This is a genomic window from Dyadobacter sp. CY356 (assembly GCF_021440195.1).
In the GTDB taxonomy this organism is placed as follows: Bacteria; Bacteroidota; Bacteroidia; order Cytophagales; family Spirosomataceae; genus Dyadobacter.
This window is the reverse complement of record NZ_JAJTSZ010000006.1, coordinates 287,437-310,985: the sequence shown is the minus strand read 5'-3', so window position 1 is coordinate 310,985 and position 23,549 is coordinate 287,437. Positions and strand designations below refer to the sequence as shown.

17 protein-coding genes are annotated in these 23,549 nt (G+C 40.4%); 10 read left to right on the top strand and 7 right to left on the bottom strand.

What is annotated here, in order from left to right; genetic code table 11:
- Positions 1–185: 185 nt before the first annotated feature.
- Complete coding sequence (locus LXL81_RS20285; RefSeq protein ID WP_234648592.1) at positions 186–1,544, bottom strand: vanadium-dependent haloperoxidase; 1,359 nt, start codon at positions 1,542–1,544, stop codon at positions 186–188.
- A gap of 618 nt (positions 1,545–2,162) precedes the next feature.
- Here LXL81_RS20285 and LXL81_RS20280 point away from each other — a divergent pair.
- The 4 genes from LXL81_RS20280 (at position 2,163) to LXL81_RS20265 (ending at position 12,196) form a co-directional block, all read left to right on the top strand.
- Positions 2,163–5,414, top strand: coding sequence for a TonB-dependent receptor (locus tag LXL81_RS20280; RefSeq protein ID WP_234648591.1), 3,252 nt, complete (start codon positions 2,163–2,165; stop codon positions 5,412–5,414).
- Positions 5,415–5,427: 13 nt separating this feature from the next.
- The gene (locus LXL81_RS20275) at positions 5,428–7,314 is read left to right on the top strand and encodes a RagB/SusD family nutrient uptake outer membrane protein (RefSeq protein WP_234648590.1); all 1,887 of its coding nucleotides are present in this window, start codon (positions 5,428–5,430) and stop codon (positions 7,312–7,314) included.
- 134 nt (positions 7,315–7,448) lie between these two features.
- A complete protein-coding gene (locus tag LXL81_RS20270) occupies positions 7,449–10,844 on the top strand; it encodes a VCBS repeat-containing protein (RefSeq protein WP_234648589.1) in 3,396 nt (1,131 codons plus the stop codon).
- Positions 10,841–12,196 (top strand): vanadium-dependent haloperoxidase, encoded by a 1,356-nt coding sequence (locus tag LXL81_RS20265; protein ID WP_234648588.1) that lies wholly within the window; start codon positions 10,841–10,843, stop codon positions 12,194–12,196. The genes LXL81_RS20270 and LXL81_RS20265 overlap by 4 nt, the downstream gene beginning before the upstream one ends.
- Positions 12,197–12,228: 32 nt before the next feature.
- Here the strand turns inward: LXL81_RS20265 and LXL81_RS20260 are convergent, their stop codons facing one another.
- Both LXL81_RS20260 and LXL81_RS20255 read right to left on the bottom strand, forming a co-directional pair.
- Positions 12,229–12,987, bottom strand: a complete 759-nt coding sequence (locus LXL81_RS20260) for a patatin-like phospholipase family protein (protein ID WP_234648587.1) — start codon at positions 12,985–12,987, stop codon at positions 12,229–12,231.
- 64 nt (positions 12,988–13,051) lie between these two features.
- Positions 13,052–13,894: an MBL fold metallo-hydrolase gene (locus LXL81_RS20255; RefSeq protein WP_234648586.1), complete on the bottom strand. Its 843-nt coding sequence runs from the start codon at positions 13,892–13,894 to the stop codon at positions 13,052–13,054.
- A gap of 135 nt (positions 13,895–14,029) precedes the next feature.
- On the opposite strand from LXL81_RS20255, the gene LXL81_RS20250 reads away from it, so the two are divergent.
- Both LXL81_RS20250 and LXL81_RS20245 read left to right on the top strand, forming a co-directional pair.
- Entirely contained in the window at positions 14,030–16,354 is a 2,325-nt protein-coding gene (locus tag LXL81_RS20250; protein WP_234648585.1) for a GH92 family glycosyl hydrolase, read from the top strand.
- A 165-nt stretch (positions 16,355–16,519) separates the two neighbouring features.
- Positions 16,520–17,671 carry an FAD-dependent oxidoreductase gene (locus LXL81_RS20245; protein WP_234648584.1) on the top strand — a complete coding sequence of 384 codons (1,152 nt, stop codon included), beginning with the start codon at positions 16,520–16,522 and terminating at the stop codon, positions 17,669–17,671.
- A 188-nt stretch (positions 17,672–17,859) separates the two neighbouring features.
- On the opposite strand, the gene LXL81_RS20240 is transcribed toward LXL81_RS20245, so the two are convergent.
- A complete protein-coding gene (locus LXL81_RS20240; RefSeq protein WP_234648583.1) occupies positions 17,860–18,318 on the bottom strand; it encodes a YMGG-like glycine zipper-containing protein in 459 nt (152 codons plus the stop codon).
- A 122-nt stretch (positions 18,319–18,440) separates the two neighbouring features.
- Positions 18,441–19,181 carry a class I SAM-dependent methyltransferase gene (locus LXL81_RS20235; protein WP_234648582.1) on the bottom strand — a complete coding sequence of 247 codons (741 nt, stop codon included), beginning with the start codon at positions 19,179–19,181 and terminating at the stop codon, positions 18,441–18,443.
- A gap of 13 nt (positions 19,182–19,194) precedes the next feature.
- On the opposite strand from LXL81_RS20235, the gene LXL81_RS20230 reads away from it, so the two are divergent.
- The 3 genes from LXL81_RS20230 (at position 19,195) to LXL81_RS20220 (ending at position 21,520) form a co-directional block, all read left to right on the top strand.
- Positions 19,195–19,338: a hypothetical protein gene (locus LXL81_RS20230; RefSeq protein WP_234648581.1), complete on the top strand. Its 144-nt coding sequence runs from the start codon at positions 19,195–19,197 to the stop codon at positions 19,336–19,338.
- Between the two features lie 156 nt (positions 19,339–19,494).
- Positions 19,495–20,307, top strand: coding sequence for a polysaccharide deacetylase family protein (locus tag LXL81_RS20225; protein ID WP_234648580.1), 813 nt, complete (start codon positions 19,495–19,497; stop codon positions 20,305–20,307).
- Between the two features lie 199 nt (positions 20,308–20,506).
- Positions 20,507–21,520, top strand: a complete 1,014-nt coding sequence (locus LXL81_RS20220) for a low specificity L-threonine aldolase (protein ID WP_234648579.1) — start codon at positions 20,507–20,509, stop codon at positions 21,518–21,520.
- A gap of 116 nt (positions 21,521–21,636) precedes the next feature.
- Here LXL81_RS20220 and LXL81_RS20215 read toward each other — a convergent pair whose 3' ends face one another.
- Entirely contained in the window at positions 21,637–22,068 is a 432-nt protein-coding gene (locus tag LXL81_RS20215) for a DUF2809 domain-containing protein (RefSeq protein WP_234648578.1), read from the bottom strand.
- Between the two features lie 42 nt (positions 22,069–22,110).
- Between LXL81_RS20215 and LXL81_RS20210 the strand changes: the two genes are divergently transcribed.
- Positions 22,111–22,701, top strand: a complete 591-nt coding sequence (locus LXL81_RS20210; RefSeq protein WP_234648577.1) for a hypothetical protein — start codon at positions 22,111–22,113, stop codon at positions 22,699–22,701.
- Between the two features lie 83 nt (positions 22,702–22,784).
- On the opposite strand, the gene LXL81_RS20205 is transcribed toward LXL81_RS20210, so the two are convergent.
- A complete protein-coding gene (locus tag LXL81_RS20205) occupies positions 22,785–23,537 on the bottom strand; it encodes a hypothetical protein (RefSeq protein ID WP_234648576.1) in 753 nt (250 codons plus the stop codon).
- Between the last annotated feature and the right edge of the window lie 12 nt (positions 23,538–23,549).

Sequence of the window (23,549 nt, the reverse complement as noted above, 5' to 3'; positions counted from 1 at the left end):
CCTGCAATGCCCAATAAATTCATATATATAACTCGTTCCAGTTTAGGTAATGAATTTCCGGATAGGATATATGTGCCAAAATATTTCTTGCTCCTATAATTAGTTTCTCGTAAGTAGGATCATCTCAATGGCTAAAGCCAGTGGATACTTATGCTCCCGGACCCAAGGTTAAAACCTTGGATTAGTTATTTTGCCTTTGAAACCGCTTTTCCTGATTTCCTCGTAATCACCCGATTTAACACATTTGCACCAATTTTCTCTCCCAAATGCGTTCCTTCCTCCACGCCATCACGGTAATGGATTCCGCCATAAACACGGCTGATTGAAGCGTCCCAGTATGCATCTTTAAATGATTTGAATGATCTCACACCGTGTCCGTATTTTTTCTCGGTAGTATCGGTGAAAGCAACATTTTCTCCAATCAGTTTGGTCAGAACCGTTCCACAGGCAGCCGAAATTGTACTATGGCCACTTACATATTCAGGAAAAGCCGGTGTTTCCAGAAATGGCCTCCAATTCGGGTCCCAGTTGTTGTTAATAACGGTTTCAGGACGGATACGGACTGTGCGGTATTTTTCATCCCAGCATGAAACAAAAGCATCAAAAAGAGAAAGTGCCCCCAACGTGTAAGCCTCATTGACCTGCATCAGATTCAGCTTTTTGTCCGTAGTGACGTTTTTGATAATAGCCAGCCAGTGCCCGGCCGGGGTCATCTTTTTATTGGCAAACATAGCATGTCCTACCACATTGGTTACAAAAGCATTGTCATCCCAAAAATAAGCTGTTGCCTTTTGTTCCTCAGTAAGATTTTTCCCTATGTTATAAACCTCCATAGCCAGTTTCATAAACGGACTGTCTTTATTCAGATCATATTTTGCCGGCGGCGGGCAGCGGAATTGTGTTACCGAATCCAGCGCAAAAGTCCGCACGGTGTTCCACATAGGTTCACATGCGTCGGCATAGGCTGGCGGCGTTGGTACCCATGTACCAGGTTCGTTGGTAACGGTATAGCGGAAACCCCGGATTTCTTTATAATGATCTTTTGAAGCATGTGCCAAAACATGTTTCGCAACCGTATCCCCATACGCAACCGACCGTTGGTACACATCTTCCGGAATGCCCATGTCTTCATATTTCTTAAAAAGACCTTTTTCATAATCATCCCACAAATTACCAGAAAACGTTAATGTACGTCCTACAACGGTAAATGCCTTAATACTGGCCAGCGGAAAACAATATGCGGCGCCAGGTTCAGGTTTTGGTGGTGCTGTGAATTTATTGATTTGCCCTGCCAGAGACCGGTATTCGGCATAACCCGGAACCAGCGCTTCATAAGCAGCCAGAAATGAATAGCTGTAAATCCGGCTTGCAACCGGTGGTTTGAATATATCATGGATAATTACATCCGTGAGCTGCGTGGTTGTTTCATGGAATAGTTTCGGATCTGATGCCTTTGCATTATATTCTTCCGGGCTGGAAGATTTTTTACATGCGTACGTGAAAATGGTAACTAATACCAGTATGCTGATGCTTTTAAATTTCATTATATAATCAAAAAATACGGATGGTCCGGGTAATAAATAAACGGAGGAATGCACGAAGATAATCAAGAAAAATTAATCACCGGATAATTATTTGTAATAAGAAAATCAATATTAAAAAAAGAAATTATCTAATAGGGCAGCGGTTTCAGACATAGATTTTTTTATAGACAGCAAATTTGATGATAGAAATGGACTAGTATTTTTTTTGCAGTTATCTCTTGTATTTTGATCCAAAGCTAAACAGTATAATTGATTATTATTGTTATTTTCTTATAAAACATATTCATAAATAAAGAGTGCTTTTTTTTGTGATAAATTTAATATCTTTTTGTACATCCAAATGAGTAAAAATAAGATTCCTGTACTTATTTAATATATTAATGTAGATAAGGAGTTTTAAAATTCAATTTTGAGAGGTGCTACTATTTTGAAGGTTATGAAGTTATTTTTTTTGTCACATTTAACCCTAATTGAATGCTAAAAATTTACTTTTTTTTTACTACTAATTGTGTGTTTTCGACACTAGGTTTCGGGGGATGATTCTTCTCATTGGCGCGTCCGTTTAGGATTTAAGTCTAAAGATTTTACCAACTATTTTATTATTTTATCAATTAATCTATGGGAATTAATACTCAAAGTAGATGTCGTTTCAAGGGACGATATATTCTTTCTCTCTTTCTTGCCTTTGGTGTGGCACTTGGAGCCTTCGCTCAGTCCACTGTAAAAGGTAAAGTGAAAGATGACCAGGGCCAGGGTCTGCCGGGTGTAAGTGTTGTGGTGAAAGGAACCACAGCGGGATCCGTTTCGGATATTGAAGGTAATTATACCGTTAGCACAACCAGTGGAAATGCCGTATTGGTATTTTCTTTCATCGGTTATCTGACACAAGAAATTCCCCTTAACAACAAATCTGTTTTAGATGTTACGCTTGCGACAGACATCAAATCACTTAACGAAGTAGTAGTTGTAGGTTACGGTACTGCTAAAAAAGCAACTTTGACCGGTTCGGTAGTTGCCGTTAAAGGTTCTGAGCTTGAAAAAGCACCGGCTGCCAACCTTTCCAATACATTGGGTGGACGTCTTCCTGGTGTTTCTACGGTTCAGTCAAGTGGTGAGCCGGGTTTTGATGGTTCTGCTATCCGTATCCGTGGTACTAACTCATTGGGTAATAGTGATGCCCTTATCGTTGTGGATGGTGTTCCTAACCGTAGTGGTGGTTTGGATCGTATCAACCCTGCTGATATTGAAAGTGTTTCTGTTTTGAAAGATGCTGCTGCTGCCATTTACGGATCACGTGCAGGTAACGGGGTAATTTTGATTACTACAAAACGTGGTAAATCAGGCAAGCCTCAATTATCATATGACTATAACTTCGGTTTGGCTCGCCCAACACGCGTACCAAAAATGTCAGATGCAGGCGAATACGCTACGATCCGTAACGAGCTGCAAATTTATGACAACATTCCAACAGCAGAATGGAATGGTGCGTTAACCGGTTTCAATACAAACGGAAGCTACACAACGACAAAAGGTGATGTAGTAAATGCTGTATTTACTCCAACTGATATCCAGAAATTCAAAGACGGTTCAGATCCATTGCTTCACCCAAACACTGACTGGTACAAAGAAGTTATCAAACCATGGTCTCCGCAGCAACGTCACAACCTTCAATTAATGGGTGGTGGTGAAAATGTGAAGTACCTTACTTCCCTTGGCTATTTGAATCAGGACGGTATTTACAAAAACTCTGCAACAGGTTACAAACAATACAGTCTACGTATCAATCTTGATGCAAAGATTAACAAATATGTAACTGCAAAGTTAGGTATTGCTGCACGTGAAGAATATCGTTACCAGCCAAATGGTGGTAATACGGGTGATATTTTCCGTATGTTGATGCGTGGAAAACCAACTGAAATTGCAATCTGGCCTAACGGCTTGCCAGGACCGGATATTGAAAACGGTCAAAATCCTGCGCTTATCACAACCAATACTACTGGTTATATTCACGACAAAAGAGATTACGTTCAAACCAACGGGTCTGTTGAAGTGCTTATTCCGGGAGTTACAGGTTTGAAAGTAACGGGATCGGCTGCAATTGATAAGAAGTTTGGTCGTGTTAAAAACTTTGCTCAGCCATGGACGTTGTACTACTGGGATAAAAAAACATATGAGGCGGACGGAGTTTCTCCTTTGCTGACAGGTTCTATTCGTTCAACATTCAATGATGCCCGTCTGACTGAAACATCTTCTCAGGAATTGTCAGTGCTGTTGACTGGTCAGGTTAATTATGACAAAGCTTTCGGAGCGCATGCATTCAACGTTATGGCTGGTGTTCAGCATGAAAAAGTTGATGCTGATGGATTCTTCGCTTATCGCCGTTATTTTATCTCGCCAGTGGCTGATCAGCTTTATGCAGGAGGTAACCTTGAACAAAATATTGGTAACTCCGGATCTGTAACTGTAAATGGTACTACTTATAACAACACAGATCTTTACCAACGTGCTCGTTTGAGTTACTTCGGACGTTTGGGTTATAACTACAAAGAAAAGTATCTTGCTGAATTCTTGTGGAGAGCAGATGCATCTTATATCTTCCCAAAAACAGGTCGTTGGGGTTTCTTCCCTGGTGTTTCTGCCGGATGGAGAATGTCAGAAGAAGATTTCTGGAAAAACAATATCAAGTTTCTTGATAACGTAAAATTGAGAGCATCATGGGGACAAATGGGAGCTGAGGCATATTTGCCAAACAGTTCTACATTGGCTGAGTATCAGTATTTATCTACAATGTCTTTCAACTCTTACATTCTTGACAACAATGTTGTTAAGTCATTGTACGAAGCACGTGTTGCTAATAATAACTTTACATGGGAAGTTGCAAACAACTCAAACGTAGGTTTTGAAGGATCGTTGCTAAAAGGAAAAATTAACTTCGAGTTTGATTATTTCTACAATGTTCGTTCTAAAATCCTTATTCAGCAGACAGGTTCTACGCCTTCATCAGCAGGTATTGATGGAAAACTTCCTCCTGTGAACTTGGGAAAAATGAAAAACAAAGGATATGAATTTAAAGTTAGCTACGACGGAAGCGCAGGCGATTTTAACTATTCCTTTGGTGTGAATGGTGGTTATGCCAAAAACAAAATCACTTTCTGGGATGAAACTCCTGGTATCCCTTCTTACCAGACAACAACAGGAAGACAATATCAGGCATTCCTTGCTTATCAGTACGACGGCGTTTTCAAAGATCAGGCTGCTATTGATAACAACACGCTTGATTACAGCCCAATTACAGGATCAATTCGTCCGGGTGATATGAAGTTTAAGGATGTAAATGGTGACGGTAAAATCAGTGCGGATGATAAAGTTCGTTCAGATAAAACACAGCGTCCTACTTTCACAGGTGGTGCCACAATCAATGCGAGTTACAAAGCGTTTGATATTTCTCTTTTGTTCCAGGGAGCAACAGGTGGTTTGCAGTATATCGGACAAACTGAGTCAGGTGATATTGGTAACTATTTGAAATATGCTTATGACCACCGTTGGACAATCGATCACCCAAGTGAAACAGATCCTCGTTTGGCAAACCGTAACAATACGTACTATACAAACTTTGATAATGCGGGTGCTAACACGTACTATTTGAAAAGCAACAATTACCTGCGTTTGAAAAACATTGAAATTGGCTGGAACCTGCCTTCGGACCTTGGAAAGAAAATCGGCGTAGGAAGCTTCCGTGTTTATGCAAACGCACTTAACATCCTTACATGGGATAAAATTAAAATCTGGGATCCTGAGTCCACAAACACAAGCGGACAATATTATCCTCAGTCTAAAATTATTAACATGGGTGTTCGCGTATCATTCTAACGAATATTAAATTATGAAATTCAATTACAAGCATATAGTACTTTTTGGATTGCTTGGTACCGCTGGTTTGGTATCTTGTGACACAGACTTCCTCGATACGACCCCGTTAACTGAAATCAGTTCGGAGCTTGTCTGGAAAGATGGTGCATTGTCTGAGGCTTTTGTTACTGAGATTTACAATGGTCTTCAGCAAGGTGGTTTCTCTGAACAAATGTTGGCGTCTCTGACTGATGAAGCCGTATTTACCCATACAGGAAGAAACATCAATACAATCAACGAAGGTAGTTTGAGCCCTTCAAACCTTGGTTGGGAAGATGATACTTACAAATGGGGCCCAATGTATACACGTATTCGTGCATGTAACATGGCACTTCAAAACTTGTATTCAAGTACTTCCTTTACCGATCAGGTGTTGAAAGATCGCTTAAAAGGTGAAACACACTTTTTACGTGCTTATTACTACAACCAGCTTTTGCGTGTTTACGGTTCAGTTCCGCTTATTACGAAAGTTTATGGTCTTGGTGAAGATTACACTGCGGCTAGAAATACTTATGACGAATGCGTTAAATTCATTGTAAAAGACGCTGATAGTGCTGCTGTTTATCTTGATGGAAAAACTTTGCAATCAGGACGTGCCACAAAAATGGCTGCACTTGCGCTGAAATCGCGTGTTCTTCTTCACGCAGCGAGCGATTTGCATGACATTCCTACTGCAAAAGCAAAATCAAGTGTTATAGCTGCTTATGCAAACCCTGAATTTTTAGGTTATGTAAGTGGTGATCGTAAGGCACGCTGGACAGCTGCTCTTGCTGCTGCAAAAGCAGTAGTGGATGGCGGTGCAGGCTATAAATTAAATCTTACTGCTCCCGTTTCATCAGAAGAAGGCAGATTGAACTACATTTCTCTTGCTATGGGTGGTGGAAGTGCAGACAAAACGCTTGACGCTTCGGCAGCATCTGATTTGATCCTTGCCCGTCAGTTTACGCCTGGAAAAAGTGAAGGTGCACGTCAGACAGGTTTGAACAACGGTCCTAACGGATACCACAACTGGGCTGGTAATACGCCAATTGGTTTGCTTGTTGATGATTATCAAATGATGGATGGTACAGCATTCCACTGGACTAACCCGGTACATGCTGCCAATCCATATGTAAATCGTGATCCGCGTTTCTATGCAAGTATTATGTACGATGGTGCTCCCTGGAAACCACGTGATAAAATTTCAGGTAATGTTGACCCTGCTAATCAGATTCAGACTGGAACTTATGATCTTTCAGATGGCAAAGGTGGTGTAATTAACAGAAAAGGTTTAGATACCCGCAGTAGTTCAATTGAAGACTGGAATGGTAGCCGTACCGGATATTACATGCGTAAATTCATTGATCCAAATCCAAACCTGGTTGATAACACAGACCGTCAGAATATTCCATGGCCATTCTTCCGTTATACAGAAGCAGTATTCAATTACATCGAAGCTGCTATCGAAACGGGTAACGAAGCAGATGCTTTATTGTGGTTGAACAGAATCCGTTTCCGTGCTGGTATGCCGGCAATTAAAGCAAGCGGAGCTGATCTTACTGCTGCTTACCGTTTGGAAAAAAGAATTGAGATGGCATATGAGGAGCAGCGTTATTATGATGCAAGACGTTGGATGATTGCACCGGCTACCTTGGGCAGAAAATTAACGTTTATCAACGTGTTAGGTAAGTTCAAAGCTGGCAAAACAATGGTTGAACCTTACAAACGTGATGAATCGGTATACAACTATACTTATTCTCCTGTTGAAGATACGCAGCATGAAAATCGTCAGTGGCTGGATAAAATGTACTTCCGCCCGTTTGGTCGCGATGAAAGTAACCGTAACAAATTGTTGGTTCAAAATCCTGGTTACGATAAATAATCATTTGATTCTGACATTAAATAGTGAATCAGTATAATAATTTGTCATACTGCTTAATTTTACCGGAAACTATGTCTGCCAAAAGCAGGCATAGTTTCTTTTTTCTATATCATCACCTATTTCCTGTTTCAATCATGAAACTAAAAAATGGCTTTTTACAAGCCACCTTCCTATTCGCTATCATTACCCTCGCTGGTTGTAACAAATCAGAGAAAAAAGAAGAAAACAAAACCGAAATCTCAGGAACACCTCTTTTTACTTTACTTCCTGCTGAGAAAACAAAAGTTGATTTTGTCAATTCACTGACCGAAGGTTTAAATACCAACGTATTGATGTATGAGTATTTTTACAATGGCGGAGGAGTTGCTGTCGGGGATGTGAATGGCGATGGGCTGGATGATATCTACTTTACCGGGAATATGGTTTCAAACAAACTGTATCTCAACAAAGGTAATATGCAGTTTGAGGACATAACGACTGCGGCAAATGTTGCCGGCCGCGAAAGTCCATGGAAAACGGGTGTGACGATGGCCGATGTAAACGGCGATGGGTTACTGGATATTTACGTCTGTTATTCGGGCACAGTTTCTCCGGATAAATTAAAAAATCAGTTATTTGTTAATAAAGGGGTAAATGCATCCGGTATTCCACAATTTGAAGAAAAAGCGGAACAATACGGATTGGCCAGTACAAGCACAAGCACACAAGCCGCATTTTTTGATTATGACCGGGATGGTGATCTCGACATGTTTTTGTTGAATCATAACCCGCAGGCCTTGCCTATTTTGGATGAGTCTTCCACAGCTGAAATACTTAAAAAACAAAATTCTTCTGCCGGTGCGAGGTTATACCGAAACAACATGAAAGCCGGAAATGAACCTGTTTTTGAAGATGTAACTACAAAAGCGGGTATTCAAAGTTCATCATTAAGTTATGGATTGGGTATTGGAATTTCGGATGTTAATAAGGATGGCTGGCTGGATATGTATATTTCAAACGACTATTCAGTCCCTGATTTTTTATACATCAATAACAAAAACGGAACATTTACTGATGTGATCGAATCCGGTATCGGGCACACTTCGCATTCATCGATGGGAAATGAGATTGCGGATTTTAACAATGATGGTTTTCCGGATATTTTTACCCTGGATATGTTACCGGAAGATAACCGCAGACAAAAACTGCTGGTTGGTCTCGATAATTATGAGTTGTTTGATTTTAATGTGAAAATGGGTTTCCATCATCAGTATATGCGGAACATGCTGCAATTGAATGAAGGAATAACGGGGCCTTCGGCAGGGAAATCTGTCACACCGCTGTTTTCTGAAATCGGGCAGTTGTCCGGCGTTTCCAACACGGACTGGAGTTGGGCGCCTCTTTTTGCTGATTATGATAATGATGGCTGGAAAGATTTATTTATTACCAACGGTTATCTGCGGGATTATACCAACATGGATTTTCTTAAATACATGGGAGATCATTTGAAAAGAAAAGATGTGCAGGTGAACAGGGAAGATGTGTTGGCACTGGTAAATCAAATTCCTTCATCGAACATTAAAAATTATCTTTTCCAAAATAATAAAGATTTAACATTCAGAAATGTCGCTGATCAATGGGGATTAGGGCAGGTATCAAACAGCGGAGGTGCTGCATATTCAGATCTTGATAACGACGGAGACCTTGATTTGATAGTGAATAATATCAATCTTCCTGCTTTTATTTATCAGAATGAAGGAAGTAAACAATTGAAAAATCACTACCTGAAACTGAAACTTGTAGGTGAAGAGAAAAATACACTGGGAACAGGAGCAAAAGTTTCAATTTATCAGAATGGCCAGCAGCAGTATCTGGAACAAATGCCCACACGTGGATATCAATCGAGCGTGTCGCCGGTTTTGCATTTCGGTCTTGGCGGCTCAACTGCGATTGATTCTCTAAAAATAACCTGGTTGAGCGGGAAACAGGAAAAAATCCTGAATCCGAAAGCAGACCAGTTACTGACGTTATCTGAAAAGAATGCGAAAGGAAAAATAATAATTCCGGCTGCTGAAAAGCCAGTTTTTAATCCGGTTCAATCTCCCATCGCTTACAGAAATCCTGCTAATAAAATTAATGATTTCAAACGTCAGCCGCTGATGGTGAATGCGATTTCCTTTTCCAATCCAAATTTGACAAAAGGTGATGTAAATGGCGATAAGCTGGATGACGTATATATAGGAGGCGGATATGGTGAGGCGGGAAGATTATTTATTCAGCAAACAAACGGATCTTTTGTTCCAAAATCAATTCCGGCTTTTGAGGCAGATAAACAAAGCGAAGATACGGATGCAGCTTTTTTTGATGCAAACGGTGACGGATTTGTTGATTTATATGTAACCAGCGGCGGTTATGCCAATTTCATGCCCGAAGATGTTTTGCTGCAAGACCGGCTTTATATCAATGATGGAAAAGGAAATTTCTCGAAGAAAACAGATGCATTGCCACAAATGCTTTTCAGCAAAAGCTGTGTGAGCGTTGTTGATTTTAATGGTGATGGGAAACCGGATCTTTTTGTTGGCGGAAGAGTAATTCCGGGAAGATATCCGGAGGCGCCAAGAAGTTATATGCTGATCAACAACGGAAAAGGACAGTTTACAGACGAGACGGCTAAAATAGCTCCGGAACTGGAAAGGATTGGTATGGTTACAGACGCCGCCTGGACAGATATGAACGGCGATAAAAAACCTGATCTGGTGTTGGTAGGCGAGTGGATGCCGATTACGGTATTGATTAACAGCGGAGGTAAACTGGCGAATAAAACGTTGGATTATTTTGAAAAAGCATACAGCGGATGGTGGAATAAAATCCTGGTCGACGACTTAAATGGTGATGGTAAACCGGATTTTGTGGTCGGGAATATTGGGCTGAATACGCAATGCAAAGCCAGTGATACGGAACCTGTGGAGATGGTTTATAAAGATTTTGACGACAACGGTTCTGTGGATCCGATTCTATCGTTTTATATTCAGGGGAAAAGTTATCCATACGTAACGCGGGATGAAATGCTTGATCAGATGAGCATTATGCGGACCCGTTACCAGGATTATAAAAGTTATGCTGATGCAACGGTGACCGATATCTTCACACCGGAAGAGTTGAAAGATGCAACTCATTTGACCTCAAACTATTTGAAAACGGGCTATTTTGAAAGTAATGCCACCGGGAAATTGAAGGAAAAGCCATTACCACTGGAAGTTCAGTCGTCGCCGGTTTATACGATCACTTCTGTTGACTATGATCAGGATGGTAAAAAAGATTTACTTTTCTGCGGCAATAGCAGCAGAGCCCGTTTACGTTTTGGAAAATACGATGCGAATTATGGAACCCTGGTAAAAGGTGATGGCAAAGGAAATTTCAAATACATCCCGCAAAGTAAATCGGGTTTTGCACTGAAAGGTGATGTACGCAGCGTACTTTCTCTGGGCAATATGCTTTTGTTCGGGATTAATCAGCAGGAAATTAAAGCATACAAAATTGATAAAAAATGAAAATTAAATTCCTCCTCCCGATTTTGTTCATCGGTTTTTTGACAGGATGCAATAAAGCAAATGAAAAGTCACCAGAACTTAATGGTTCGGTAATAGGTCAGGTTACGAGTCATATGACAGACGTGATGGTGCACGATGTGACTAATCCACCGCTTGGAGCTCGTTTTTATTCATATGCTTGTCTGGCGGGATATGAGGTAGTTGCTCAAAACGACTCTGCCTATAAAACGATGCACGGTGTTTTGAATGATTTTCCGGAAATTAAGAAGCCCGAAGGTATTACAAGTTATTCCTACCAGCTCAGTGCCGTGATGGCCATGTTGGAAACGGCAAAAAAAATGCAGCCATCAGGCAATTTAATGCTGCAAAAATTTCAGGATCATTTGCTTGATTCATGTAAAACGCTTGGTTTTAGCGACGAAATCATTGCTGGTTCAAAAGAATACGGATTGGGTATCAGCAAGCAGATTTTGAAGTATGCAAAAGCGGACCGGTATAATCGCATCAGTAATTTTCCTCGGTATTCGCCAACGGAAGGAAACGGGAACTGGTATCCGACGCCTCCAGGTTATTTCCCTCCTGTGGAACCCTATTTCAGAACCGTTCGTCCCTTTACCCTGGATACTTCTTCGCAATTCAGGCCTGCTCCGCCAGTGCCTTTTTCAGAGGATAAAAATTCGGAGTTCTTTAAACTGATGGTTGCAAATTATCAGCTTAAAGTGGAAGGCGATGCAAAAGTTACTGCCGCTTTCTGGGATTGTAATCCTTTTGCTTTGGAAAATAAAGGACATTTACTGGTGGGTATGAAGAAAATCTCTCCCGGCGCGCACTGGATAGGTATCACAGATATTGCCTGCAAACAGGCTAAAACTGATTTTTCAAAAACGCTGTTGATCACAACTTCTGTATCAATCGGTTTGATGGATGGCTTTATGGCCTGCTGGGACGAAAAATACAGAAGTAATCGTATTCGTCCGGAAACCGTGATACGCAAATATCTTGATCCAAACTGGAAACCATTCTTACAGACACCTCCATTCCCTGAATATTTAAGTGGCCATTCAGTGGTATCTTCTGCATCTGCGGTTATTTTGACACATTATTTCGGTGATAATTTTGCTTACACGGATACCGTTGAAGAGCGTTTCGGATTGAAAGCCAGAAAATTCAAATCTTTCAAGGATGCGGCAAAAGAATCGGGTTTGTCAAGATTTTACGGCGGAATCCATTTTATGGACGCGGTCGAAAATGGCTGGATACAGGGAGATAAAGTTGGGAATTGGGTTGTTGGGAAGCTGTCGGCTGTCGGCGTTCGGCAATCAATTTCTGGCAAAAATACAGCAATCCGGTAATTTGCGATTATTAACTTCTGAAAGCTGACTATTTAAAAAGAAATTTTCTTTTCGGCTAACAAGGTGTTTGTATACTTATAGCCGATATCAAATAATTTCTGCGCTTTTGTAAAATCAAAGGTGTTGAAAGTACTTAATTCAGGAGCTTCAATTAGGAGGTCGCAGCGATCGAGGCTTGCTTTGGCTTTATGACGCATAGCCATTCGGATACTCCGCACCGTAATTTGGTGCATGTGCGAAAATGGTTTGTCGAAAAGAAGCGGGTTACAATGTATTCCAACAATGTAATCCGCTTCTTTTTCTATCGGCGTAACAGGTAAATTGTTGAAAATCGCTCCGTCAATTAAATCACGGCCTTCAAGATTATATGGTTTAAAAACACCTGGCAGACAGCACGAAGCCAAAACAACTTTCCCAAGATTCCCGCTTCTGAACGTGATTTCCTGTCCGGCGTTAAGGTCTGTTGCGGTTACTACCAAAGGTATTTTTAAGGCTTCAAAGGTATTTTCAGGAATATATTTTTTGATGATTTCTTCAACCCTGTCTATTTTAAATAATCCACCGAAACTGAATCCGAATCTCAGATACGAACTGAATCTTGTTTTCAGAATTATCTCGAAAATTTCGTCAGCCGTATATCCGTAAGCGATTAATGCTCCTACAAAAGAACCTGCGCTGGTCCCGCTGATAATATCTGGTTTCAGGCCATGTTCTTCTAACGCCTTGATCGCACCAATATGGGAAATGCCACGGGCTCCGCCGCCAGATAAAACTAATGCTGTCTTTTTCATTTTTGGTTTAAACGCAGAGTCAAGGTGTTTTGCGCGGAGTTAGGTGAGTTTTTTTGTGTAATGGTTAAATAAAATTCCCTAAATCTCCTCTTTCTAAAATCTTTATTCCTTTTTCAGTTTGTTCTACAATCGCCGCTTCATAAATCGGGTCGTGTTCAAAGAGAAGAATGCATTTTTCATCTGCTGCTTTTTTTAAAACTGCTTCTTTTTCAACCATTGTCATCAATGGCCTCACATCGTAACTCATCACCCAAGGAAGCGGTAGATGATAGGAAGAAGGAATTAAGTCGGCGGCATATATGATCTTTTGGTTTTTGTAAGAAATAACGGGCAGCATCATTTGTTCAGTGTGCCCGTCCACGTGGATGAAATCTATGTTTGAAAAGGGTGAAATGCCTTTTTCAATAAATCTAAGCTGCCCTGATTCTTTAATTGGTAAAATATTTTCCTTCAAAAACGAAGCTTTTTCTCTTGGATTCGGATTTGTGGCCCATTGCCAATGCGCTTCATTTGACCAGTATGTTGCTTTGGGAAATGTTGGTAACAAAAGCGATTTACCTGAATCGTATTTGACAGCTCCGCCGACATGATCAAAATGTAAATGGGTTAAGACCACATCAGTAATATCTTCGGTTGAAAACCCTGCTTTTTTTATGGAAGATATTAACGTTGCATCTCCGTTTAAATCATAAAATCCAAAGAATTTTTCATCTTGCTTATCGCCAAGTCCGGTATCAACGAGGATCAATTTATCTCCGTCTTCAATCAATAAACAACGCATGGCCCAGTTACAAAGGTTTTTCTCATCTGCCGGATTATGCCTGTTCCATAATGTTTTTGGAACTACACCAAACATAGCACCGCCGTCAAGCTTGAAATAACCTGTATCAATAATATGTAAATTCATAAGGGCATAAATATATTTGATCGTCTTACCAGTAGCTTTGGCGGTAAAGTTAGTTATTAATGCAGAAGTTCGTAAAATTAACGTTCGTCCGGATAGCGCCAGGATGTTATTCCATTTTCAACATTTACCATTTATATGTTTTTTAATTCTCGTTTGCGCAAATTTTCAGGTTCTTTAAGTTTTGGATTATTACTGATCCTTCAAATTTCCTACGCGCAAAAATTGCCGGTTCAATATGTTGAAACACGTATTGGTACTGCTCCGGCAGCAACGGAAAGTTCGGCAAAACATAGTGAGGCTGGAAGCGAACTTAAAGGCCAGACGATGCCAGCTGTGGGAACGCCCTACGGCATGACACAATGGACGCCGCAAACAAAATCGACCGAAACAAAATGTATTGCGCCATATTATTATGCTGACACACATTTTCAGGGATTTCGTGGAACGCATTGGCTGAATGGTTCCTGCGTTCAGGATTACGGTACGCTCACCGTTATGCCTGTTTCGGGAGAACTGGTTGTCAATCCTGAAAAACGTGCCTCCAAATTTCGTCATGAAACAGAAATTGCAACACCGGCTTATTATAGTGTATTACTTGATGACTATAAAATTACAGCAGAAGTTACTTCTCTGGCGCGGACCGCCATGCTTCGTTTTTCTTATGCAGAAGGAAAGGAAAACTTCATTGTAGTTGAGCCAAATAGTGATGAAGGTGAAGGTTTTGTTGAAATATTTCCGGAACGGGGAGAGATCGTTGGCTATAATCCTGTTCACCGGATTTATCAGGGTTCTGGTCAGTCTGCGGGTTTCAGCGGTTATTTTATTTTGAAATTTGATACACCTTTTACACAATTCGGTGTATGGGAAGATGATATGGTCGTTCCGATGGGAAGGACAAAAATGGGCAAAGGGAAACGTGAAAAGCTGGGTGCTTATGTCGGGTTTGGTACAAAACAAAAATCTGTGACCGTACAGATCGGGACCTCTTTCACAAGTCTGGAAGGGGCGCGGAATAATTTGAAAAAAGAACAGTTGGGCAAAAGTTTTGATGCCGTAAGAAAATCAACAGAAAACGAATGGAATGATGCCCTGGGAAAAATAAAGGTGAAAGGAAGCGAAAAAGATAAAACGCTTTTTTACAGTGCGCTTTACAGGTCAAAACTTTCTCCGCGGTTATACTCTGATGTAGACGGTCAGTACCCATCTTTTGCCGGTGGAACGCCGTTGCAGAAAGCGGATGGTTTCGATTATTATTGTGATTACAGCATGTGGGATACTTTCCGGGCTGCGATGCCTTTACACGCACTTCTTGAACCAAAAAAATCCGGCGATATGATGCAGTCGCTGGTGAAAAAGGGTGAGCAGGGAGGCTGGATGCCAATTTTCCCCTGCTGGAATAGTTACACGGCGGCCATGATCGGTGATCACGTCATGTCAGTGATGGCCGATGCTTATGTTAAAAATGTAAGAAATTTCGATATTGAATCGGGTTATAAATTGTTGAGAAAAAATGCTTTTGATACCAATGCGGATCCGAAAAGTTATGAAGCCGGAAAGGGGAGGCGAGCACTGACATCTTATTTGAAATACAACTATGTACCACTGGAAGATTCTGTCTGGCAGGCTTTTCACAAACGGGAACAGGTTTCAAGGACATTGGAATATGCCTATGATGATTTTTGCCTTTTTATTTTGGCAGAAGAACTGGGTCATACAGAAGACGCCGCCATACTCAGGAAACGTGCGATGAACTACCGGAATGTGATTGATCCGGTGACAGGTTATGCGCGGGGGCGTTATGCGGATGGAAGCTGGATAAAAGATTTCGATCCTTTTGCTAAACGTTCAAGTTTTATTACGGAAGGTTCGCCCGCCCAGTATACCTGGTTTGCGCCACAGGATATTGCTGGCTTGAAAAAAGCGGTTGGTGGTGAAAAATCATTTATTAATAAACTGGATACATTATTTGACCAGGGATATTACTGGCATGGAAACGAACCGAACCATCAAATTCCATATTTGTACGCTTATGCAGGGCAGCCGTGGAAAACTCAAAAAAGGGTTAGAAATATTATCAGAGAAGAATACGACATCACACCAGGCGGATTGAGTGGAAACGAAGACGGCGGACAAATGTCTGCATGGCTGGTTTTTAGTATGGCCGGTTTATATCCCGTAACACCGGGGACACCTTTTTATGTATTAGGGACACCGGTATTCGAAGAAACATCCCTTGAATTTGCCCACGGGAAGAAATTTAAGATCAAAGCAAATGGTGTTTCAGATGAAGCTATTTACATACAATCAGCCAAATTAAACGGAAAAACTTATACTAAAACTTATTTGTCGCACGACGATTTGACAAACGGTGGTAATCTGGTTTTAGAAATGGGTATGAAACCGAATGATAACTGGGGCAATTCGCCTATGGATGCACCGCCATCTTTATCCAGGGAATAGATTTGTACGATTATTTAAAATTGGCATTTAACTTATTTAAAGTTGTATTGATTGCTATATTTGGGATATATAATTTTGATTATTTGAATTGATACCATATTAAATTTGTAATCGAGTGGTGGGTTGACTAATTTTCGTTGAAATATGTCCATTACTCCTTTTCAAATGAATCGTCGAAATTTTTTTCAAAAAGCAGTTCCTGCAAGTTTTGCTCTGGGTACCGTTGCCGCTTCCTGCGCTCCGAAAACGCAAATCCAATATCCTGATAAGCACTATCATATCAGCAAAGGCTATCACCAGATTCCAAAGCTACGTTTATCGATGGACCGGATTGTAAAAGAAACCGTCGGTTTACGGCCTTTTCGGGCTTCCGGCCCGCGGATTGAGGCGGAACAATTAGGGAATAAAACCATTGTTCATAATTATGGGCATGGTGGAAGTGGCTGGTCGCTTTCGTGGGGTACCGGGAATATTGCCAGAAAATTGGTTTTAGCGACAAATGAGAAGAAAGTGGCCTTGCTTGGATGCGGCGCGGTAGGAATTGCCACAGCGCGTTTGTTACAGGAAAGCGGCTGTGAAGTAACGATTTATACGAAAGACGTACCTCCGAATATTACGAGTAATCTGGCTACCGGAACCTGGTCGCCGGCTTCCCGGGTTTGTGATGTAAATGTGGCAAAACCTGAATTCAAAACCATCTGGGAAGATGCAACCCGTTTTTCATTCCGTCGCTTTCAGTTTCTGTTGGGAATGGATGACATCGCTTGCTGGGCAGAAGAATATAGTGTTTTTGACAAAGAGCCGGTATATGCACCTGGTGCTGGTGGAGAAGAATTTGAAATACACGGGCTGTTGCCGGAACGCGTTAGATTAACATCAAAAGAACATCCGTTTAAGGCCGACTTTGTTTCCAGAAGATCGAATCTGATGTTCAATATCCCGTCATACCTGAGACATCACCTGAATGATTTTCTGATGTTTGGTGGAAAAGTTAAAATCCAGGAAATTAAAAAACCGGAAGATATTGATGCGTTGCCGGAACGTGTTGTAGTCAATTGTATGGGATTAGGAGCAAAACCTGTTTTCAACGACCAGGAATTAACACCAATTTCCGGACAACTTTCATGCCTCATTCCACAAAGCGACGCCAATTATAAATTATACACTCAAGGTGCAAGTTTCATTTCCCGAAAAGACGGTATTTACATCGGAGGCAATGGAATCCTGGGGAATTGGGATACAACACCAAGCAGAGAACAAACCGAAAAAACCGTAGGAATCCTCCAAAAACTAATGGAGGAAATGCGAGGTTACTAAAATAAAACTTAGCCCTGAAAGGGCGTCATAATTTAGCCCGGGGATTCGCCCCGGGGATTTGAAATGTATTTAACATAAAACGGCCTCCTAACCATAAAGTTAAGAGGCCATTTTATTATAAAATATCCTATATAAATCAGACTAAACAATCAGCATAAATCAGACTAAACAATCAGCAGTATCTGCCATTAATTTGCTCTGTTTTTTTTCTTTTTAACACCGTCAGCTACAAGTCCTGTTCCAACGCCCACACCACCACCAACAATACTGCCAACCAAAGCTCCTTTTGCGCGATCTCCTTTACCTATAATTGCACCAGCGATAGCACCAGTACCTGCACCAATGGCAGCCCCTTTTGCAGCATTATTCCATTTTTTCTTTTTTGGTGCCGTCTCTTGCGCTACATTACTATTGGAAACCGCCTGGTTGTTATCTTCTTCAATCTTATTTTTTTTCTCATTTTCTGCTGCAACATTTTTCATAGAATCAATCACAGCCTGTTTTGCTATGACAGCCTGCATTGAGTCAACAGTCATTTGCTTCGTCCTGAGCAGCTCCGCTTCTCTGCTGGAATTTCCATTATTAGGATTACCGTTACAAGCTGATAAGATTATAGCGGCACTTACTACTGAAAGGATCGTTTTCATAACATTTATTCTTTAAGGTTTATCACTGATACGTATAGTGAATTAAAAAACTATGCCAACAAGGAAAAGTATAAATAATAGTTTCAAAACTGTAATCTGGGAGGATTCTTATTGCTATTCTCCTATTTTAATTTTCCAATTCTTAATAATGTCGGAAATGTTACCTCCTTTTGTTTCTCTTTACCCCAAATCTCTTCAAACGCCATTCTGACATCATCCACCGGATTTGTTCCGTTTGCTTTTATAAAATGCTGAACTGCCGACCAGGTATTTAAATAACCAATCAGCTCATCCAGATTCCAGTTTACTTTTTGTGAAAATGCAGGAGTCGAAACTTCCTGAAATGGGAAAGGAATCGTTTTATATTGCTCATCCAGATATTTGCGTTCTTTATCCCAATATTTGTCGCCCAAAATGTCAGCATATAAATGGCGAATGATCTTATCAGACTCTTCGTCGATCGTCATTAAATTATATCCTATCACCGAGATGATTCCATCAGCCTTTAAAGTCTGGACGACTTTTTCATAAAATTTGTCAAAATCAAACCAGTGAATGGCCTGGGCTACTGTGATAAGATCGAAAGAATTTTCTTTGAAGGTTACATTTTCGGCACCTACAACTTCGTAGACAATATTATCCTTTTTTACAGCATTCCTAATCTGATTTTCACTGATATCAGTTGCAAAAACCTCCTGAAAAAATGGAGAAAGTTTACCCGCCAGTTGTCCGTTTCCTGTTCCGCAATCCCAAACAGAACCTCTATTGTTAACAAGATTTAAGATAAATTCAATTGCTTCATCCGGATATGTAGGACGGAAGACGGAGTATTCTTTTGAATGGTTTGAGAAATTGTCTTTCATAGTAAAACAGTTTATGTTTCAATGCACTGCATCTTTTGTAGCACTTGCAGCATTGCTGATTTCCTACAAATATTACGCCGCCCGAAGGCTCTATCCAAAACTTCAACATAAGGCCATGGTGATTAATATTTGGTTAGAAGAAATTTACGGCGGATGATTTATAATCAAAAACAAATACTTTTGTCGATAATCAAAATCGTTGTCATAAAGATCAGGACGTTGGGCCACGGAGTATTATGTTTAAGAAATTCAGTATGATTGTTTTGCTAATGAGCGCTGATTATTTGTTCAGGATTATAATCTTTTTTAAGGCATGAGCAAGAATTTTGTTATGCTGACTTTTGATCTGGAAGAGTTTGATATTGCTGAGGAATATGGCCAAAAGGTATCGCATACAGATCAGATGAATGTTACAAAAATCGGAACTGAGCGGCTGATGGCCTTACTGAATAAATATAACCTCCGGGCAACTTTTTTTACAACCGGAAATTATGCCCGGCTCAATCCCGAATTAATTAAGACTATTTCCTTAAAACATGAGATAGCGTCGCACGCCTTATATCATTCATCTTTTCATCAATTTAAGGAAACAGATATTCTGGAATCAAAAAGTATTCTGGAAAATATCACGGGTGAAAAAGTTACCGGATTCAGAATGCCACGTTTAAGACCTTTTAATTACAAAGTTTTAGCGGGGTGGGGTTTCGTATACGATTCCTCGATCAACCCGACTTACATACCCGGTCGCTACAACTTATTACATAAAAGTCCGCTTCCATACCTTGAAAACGGATTGCTGGAATTGCCATGTTCCACAACACCTGTCTTGCGTTTTCCACTATTTTGGCTTGCATTCAAAAATTTGCCGATTAGCTTGTACACAGCTTTGTGCCGGAGAACTTTACGAAAAAGAAAAAACCTGATGTTGTATTTCCATCCCTGGGAATTTGCAGAAATCGGGGCATTTAAAATGCCTCGCTATGTGAAAAGTCCTGATGGAAAGATTTTAGCTGATAAACTTGATAAATTAATTCAAAACCTGAAAAAACTGGATGCGGAATTTGTCACTTGCCAGGAGTTCTGTAAGAGTTTGGAGAATGCTGATCAGACTCCGGGATTTAATTAATTCGTTTTAATAGACTGAATTTTAGAAATAATATTTAAATAAAAAGATTAAGTTTTTGTTGAAAATTTTAGAAAGATTTCTATTCCAAACTGAAATTATTTTCGGAATTGATTTCATATATTCAGCAAATTCCTTGAAACCAAATCCGGTTTTACCGGATTGTAATTTGATTGACAATTAGATTTCCAGAACATTCAAAATGATTATAGAACTTCGCAGTGATACCGTTACCCGTCCAACCAAAGAAATGCAGGAAGCCATGTGGTCGGCTCCGGTGGGAGATGATGTGATGGGAGATGACCCGACCGTTAATGCATTGCAGGATAAAGCTGCGGCCTTGTTTGGAATGGAAGCCGCTTTGTTTTGTGCGTCAGGAACGATGACAAATCAGCTGGCCATTCGTGCGCATACGCAGCCGGGAAGTGATGTGATCTGTGATAAGCTTTCTCATATTTATTTGTATGAAGGCGGAGGGATTATGCTGAATTCTTTCTCATCTGTAAAATTGCTCGACGGCGACAGAGGTAGAATAAATGCGGCCCAGGTTGCGGACGCGATAAGTCCCGAAGGAGACATACACGCGACTGTGAGCAAGATGGTTTCCTTAGAAAATACCATGAATAAAGGGGGAGGAAGTTACTATGATTTTAAAGAAATAACGGATATTCGCAAAGTTTGCGACAAGCACGAACTGGCCTTTCACCTGGATGGTGCAAGACTTTTTAATGCTTTAATTGAAACGGGTGAAAGTCCAAAACAATATGGACAGGTTTTTGACAGTATCAGTATTTGTCTTTCCAAAGGACTTGGTTGTCCGGTTGGATCACTTTTACTGGGAACCAGGGAAGTTATTACAAAAGCAAAACGCTTTCGGAAAGTAATGGGTGGCGGCTGGCGACAGGCTGGTTTTTTGGCTGCGGCTGGTATCTATGCGCTGGATAACCACCTCGATCGGCTGAATGAAGACCATATCCGCGCGCGATCAATTCGCGATATTTTTGTTCATAAATCCGAAGTTGAGGAAATTTATCCGGTTGATACCAATATTGTTATTATCCGTTTATCAGCAAATATTTCCGCTCCTGATTACGTGCGCGAACTAGCTAAATCCAATATTCTGGCTGTGACTTTTGGTAAAAATCTGGTTCGTTTTGTTACCCATCTGGATTTTACAGACGCTCATCTGGAAGAAATGAGAAAGCGATTATTATAATCTCACTTTATGTTTTCTTGCAAAATAGTGCCTTCGGCACGACCGATGTGATAGCCGAGAGATTTATTGTGTGGATTACGGTTATAGACCAACTAACAACTTTCCGTTGACAAAATTTAACGCTTCAATATAAATTTTTCTAATATCACCCCAAATCCAACACCAATAGAATAAGCAAGAATATCACTCCACAAAAAACCAAATCCAAGAATAAGCCCTCCAAGCCTGGTATACCTGATATTGTCAATCCAATCTGCGTGATATAGCTGGCTTATTTCAATCAGGTAACAAAATGATACGGCAAAAATTGCCACTTGCAAGGTTGAAATCCACTTGAAAATGAATCCGGTGATCAGAAAAATCATCAATGCCCAAAGTGCGTCACCCAGATATAAATTTACCAACTCTGGTAGCTGGTATGCTATTTTTCTTGAAAAAAGTCCGGAAGAAATAACAAGCATTGTCATGAGAAAATAAAGTATCCGGCTTCTAGGATTGTCATCCGGTTTTGAACCGATTTTATTTTCAATATCAAGTGTCTTTTTCAATATTATTTCGTCACAAGTTCATCACGTAAATAAACACAAGTTATGAAGAATTACATTTTATCATTAGTTACTTTATTATTAGTAGCCTTCACGGTTACCGCATCATTTGCTCAAACATTATCAGCCGAAGCGCAGCTGGACAAAGCGGTTACACTTTCTGCAAAAGGAGACACTGCCGGAACAGCGGAAGCATTAACAGCCGGAACGACAGCCCTGGAAACTGAGGCAAAAAGTTCGGGCGGAGATTTGAAAGATAAACTTTTAAGCAAAGTAGGTGATTTGAAATCATTGATTCCGCTTGCTTCGGGTGGAAAATTACAAAGTGGTGTATTGGGAAAAGCGGTAAGTGCAGTAAAAATGCTTCTTGGCGCCAACAGAATCAGCAGTTTGTTAGGAAAAGGAGAATCCGGCTTGCTTGGAAATGCATCAAGTATTACGAGCAGTCTTGGTTTGGTCAAAGCAGGATCTTCTATACTGGGCTCCGGGACACAAAGTCAACTAAGCGGCGTTTTGGGAGAAGCAACCAAAGCTGTTGGCAGCCTGGATAAAAAGGGACTGGCAGGAAAACTGGCAGCTACCGCTTCAAGTAATTCACTTGGAAGTATCGTAAAGCTTGTTGGTTCTTCTCTGTAATTATAATTTAAGGTTCAAAACAAAAGGAAAAGCTGATTCATCACGAAATAGCTTTTCCTTTTGTTTTCTGTTTAAGAATATTTTTATCGTCTCAAATCAAAAGCGAGTTCTTTAATTGCCCGTTCCCCTTTGATATCTTTTACAGGACCTTCAATTAGATAGATGTTAAGATTTTTTCTCATTTTATTCATTTTGAAAGCATAGGTAAATACTTCCTTTTTCTCATTACTGAAAGTAATGCTGTTGGAAATCGGGTAAATTTCGCCTACACAATCACCGCTGTAACACAAATTATATCGCTTGAAACTTTCCAGTCCTGTTACAGATCCATCTGCATTAAACGTTACTTTTTGATCCGATTTTTTATTTCCCTTAAAAAGAAAATATTCACCTGCAATCATTTGCTGGTTCAGATGATTTTCAAAATCCCATTTTTGTTCTGTTGAGAGCGTTGATTCCTTAAAGGTAGAATTTCGCGTCGCTCCGTTCCATGCGCTGTCAACCAGAGTGATCGTTTTATTTTCATTAACAGTAAAAGGCATGTCCTTGTCCTGAAGAGCATGAACGAGCAGGTACTTCTTTCCATCCTTTTTATAGGCAAGCCGGGATTGCTCAAATCCATATAAAATATCGACACTGTCTTTACTAATGAAATTAAGTTCGTAGCAATAAACCGGGATCAGTCCCGGGATGGAATCTACTGCCTGTTTGAGAAAAGTTTCGTTGACAAATTTCCCGCTTAAACCTTCTTTATCACTTTCATTTTCTTCATTACATCCTGTTAAAAACGCAATGGACAAAAGAAGTCCTGGAATTGTAAATTGTAGAGATTTCATGATGGGTTAAAA